Raw genomic sequence first — 2,614 nt, forward strand, 5'->3', positions numbered from 1 at the left:
CCCCTTAACCGCAACGGCGTGCCCTGTTCCGGGCGCTTCCAGCTCATCGACCACGAAACGGGCAAGCCCGTCGCCGGACGCCGGGTCAGGGTCTGGTCGAGTGGCGGCTGGAATGCGTTCGACACCACGGATGCCGACGGCATGACCTCCTGGATCGAGCGCCCCACCGCGGAGACCCTCTACATCGACCTGGTGCAGAGGGGCGACGCATGAGCGACCAGCCCAGCCTGTCCCGGGGAGGCATGAGCCCCGAAGGCAGGACCAACCCCGTCGGCACCCTGGAATCCAGGCTCGATCCGCAGGACAAGAAGGTGCTGTGCTCGGCGGTCTGCCATTGCAGCAGCACGCCCAACCTCAGCCAGGATGGCAAAAGCCTCAAGCAGGCGTGCGTGGCACAGCGGCTGGGAGAGTTGGACGAAGTTCTCCAGGGACGCAGCCCCTACAAGCCCGAGGTCAGCTACGACATGACCAAGAACCCACCGCAGCCGATTCTCGATAGCCAGACCGGTAACAGTCCACATGGCTGGATACCGGGATGGATCAGCAAGTATTGGGATGAAGATCCGGAGCATCCGCCGTTCAAGCCAGGGAAAGGAATGATTCGCAGGCCCGACGTGATCATCGTTCAGAATCCCAACAGGCCGCCAACCCAGGACAATATCAAACAGGTGGTGGAGATGAAGTTTCCGCCTGACCCACATAATAGGGAACAACTTGAGGATTATGCAGCGATTGCCGGCAACAAGAACAAGATTGTTGAAATGAAACCCTCCGACTGCGACTGTGGCCAGGAAAATCAACGATCCAAGGTGCCAGTAGAGCAAGCAGGGTGGGCCGTCGCCATCGCAGGTGGAGTGATGTTCGTCTTGACCCGAGGCCGTTCCCCTCGCCCGATGATTCCCGCCTATTGATCAAGAGGAAAAGCCCATGGAACAGCCATTCGATCTGGCCGCAGAGTTAGCCAAGCAACCCCATCTGCTGGAAATAGCCGGCAACCTGTTGATGAAGGGCGGCCCCGAAGACTATATCGGTGCCGTGCTTTGCCTACGCGGTACTCTCTACTTCAAAGATGCCCATACCCCACTAGTACGTGAGTCATTATGCCAATGCTTCGATGAGTTCAAGCGCCTAGCAGAGCCTCACCTCACCTGGCTCTGGCGTGAAGAGCCTGCACAAGGAAAGCCACTGACCGCATACCGTGACACCCAACCACTGCGCGAGATGATGGGGGCAATGGATGAAGACGATCATCTCAGCTTCTGCTACACCAGCGGCAAGAAATCCCGCGATGCAGGCGCCTGGCTGTTTGATATTTACGGCAAGCGGAGCTGGCAAGCCAAAATGGGGCATGATCTTAGTGTTCTGGAGTTCTCCGTACCTCTGCTATATCAAGAGCGGCAGCCATTGGATTTCCTACAGCTGTTTATCGACTTCGCACGGCGACTAGAGCCTGAGCAGGGGTATGCGGGGCATGCCTACAATCTCTCGCCGACCAGTTGGGACAATGACGAGCCCTCCGAAGCCTTTATGGCGGCGCGTATGCCGGGTTTGGATGTAGGGACGGCTTGTCTGCTGGCCAATACTCCCGAGTTCAAACCTACAAGAATCAAAACTGTCAGTTGGCTAACCCTCCTGAACAACGAGCGCCTGGCGCTGGCCGGCGGGCTCGATGCCCTGCGTGCGCAACTGCCCTCCAGCCACTTTGCCTTCTACCGCTACGGCGATGGCGTGGTAATCCAGGCCGGTGCCTATCCCTATATCGCGGGTGATGCGGAAGACTCCAGACCCGCTCCGTATGTGCTGCTGAACCACGCGCTCAAAGGCATTCGCTATGAAACCGTCGGCTCGCTACACGGCGGCTCACATGACGGCGAATTGCGGCTGGTGGGCTGGGCGGCCGATCAATGGCTGAAACGGCTGGATGTGGAAGACAGCGAGATTCCCCGGTGGCGCGACAAACTGCTCAGCGCTGAGCCTTACCTGGACGCGACGAATACGCTGCCGGAGCGCCTGTAGGGGCTTACGTTTTCTGGGATCAAAAGTGCTCGTCAAGGCTAAACTCCCTATGAGGCGAGCCTGACAGAAAAATAAATATGTCCCCTTTTTCCTTCTTTTTCCTTACCTAAACGACTACATCAGCCTCCGCGCAAACCCACCTCCCACGAACAAGCCCCTTCAGCTCATCGACGCTAAGAGTTCGATCACGCCTGCGATGAACAACTGCATGGCAATTTGCACAGAGGGGCACCAGGTCAGTTTCAGGGTTCACGGCTTTGGGGGCTTCGAACTCAGAAATGGGCTGCGTGTGGTGAACGTGGATAAAACCCTTCGCGTACTCGCCGTATGCCTTTCCGAAATCAAAACCGCACGCCTTGCAAGCTACACCATGAATCGCAATTGCTTGGAGACGCAGCGTTGGGTCACGCTCGTAGCGGACCCCGTAGTAGGTGGACAGACTGCCCTCGGTGCGAGACTCGAAGCCCCCCAAAGCTCTATCGCCCTGTAGTGGTCTACTGATCCCGGACACCGATTTAGGCGAGAATCCTCGCCGTGAGAGAGGTGTCTGATGAGCAAGCAACGACGTACGTTTTCCGCCGAGTTCAAACGAGAGGCC

At 57.9% G+C, this 2,614-nt stretch carries 2 protein-coding genes and 2 pseudogenes; 3 read left to right on the forward strand and 1 reads right to left on the reverse strand.

Going from position 1 to position 2,614, the window contains the following annotated elements:
- From FFS27_RS31435 to FFS27_RS31445, 3 genes and pseudogenes are all read left to right on the forward strand, one after another.
- Window positions 1-213, forward strand: a pseudogene (locus tag FFS27_RS31435) (Rhs element Vgr protein); the annotation flags it as partial.
- A complete protein-coding gene (locus FFS27_RS31440; protein WP_003111822.1) occupies window positions 210-911 on the forward strand; it encodes a VRR-NUC domain-containing protein in 702 nt (233 codons plus the stop codon). The pseudogene FFS27_RS31435 and the gene FFS27_RS31440, both read left to right, overlap by 4 nt.
- A 16-nt stretch (window positions 912-927) precedes the next feature.
- Window positions 928-2,016 (forward strand): DUF3396 domain-containing protein, encoded by a 1,089-nt coding sequence (locus FFS27_RS31445; RefSeq protein ID WP_003111823.1) that lies wholly within the window; start codon window positions 928-930, stop codon window positions 2,014-2,016.
- A 106-nt stretch (window positions 2,017-2,122) separates the two neighbouring features.
- Here the strand turns inward: FFS27_RS31445 and FFS27_RS31450 are convergent.
- Window positions 2,123-2,500, reverse strand: a pseudogene (locus tag FFS27_RS31450) (HNH endonuclease); the annotation flags it as partial.
- Between the last annotated feature and the right edge of the window lie 114 nt (window positions 2,501-2,614).

Source organism: Pseudomonas sp. 2VD (assembly GCF_005503585.1).
GTDB lineage: Bacteria > Pseudomonadota > Gammaproteobacteria > Pseudomonadales > Pseudomonadaceae > Pseudomonas > Pseudomonas aeruginosa.